This is a genomic window from Pseudomonas sp. JV245A (genome assembly GCF_032424515.1).
GTDB lineage: Bacteria > Pseudomonadota > Gammaproteobacteria > Pseudomonadales > Pseudomonadaceae > Aquipseudomonas > Aquipseudomonas protegens.
Genome location: NZ_VYKE01000671.1, coordinates 1 through 229 on the forward strand (window position 1 = coordinate 1; position 229 = coordinate 229).

Genomic DNA, 229 nt, shown 5'->3' on the forward strand with positions numbered 1-229 from the left:
CCCTGGCAGTCAAGAGCGCCGGCACCCTGGAACAGCAGCAGGCAGCCATCGATACCTGGCGCGCCCAGAATCCAAAGCACCCGGCTGCCATTCAACTGCCCCAACCCCTGATCAAGCTCAAGGAACTGGCCAGCCAGCCGGTATCGAAAATTGCCTTGCTGCTGCCACAGGACGGCCCCCTCGCATCGGTTTCCAAAGCACTGCGCGAAGGTTTCATGGCTGCTCACTA

Annotated in this window: 1 protein-coding gene; it reads left to right on the top strand. The window is 61.1% G+C overall.

Annotated elements, in window-relative coordinates; translation table 11 throughout:
- On the top strand, positions 1-229 hold a 229-nt coding region (locus F6S12_RS33555; protein ID WP_315870088.1), incomplete at both ends, for a penicillin-binding protein activator.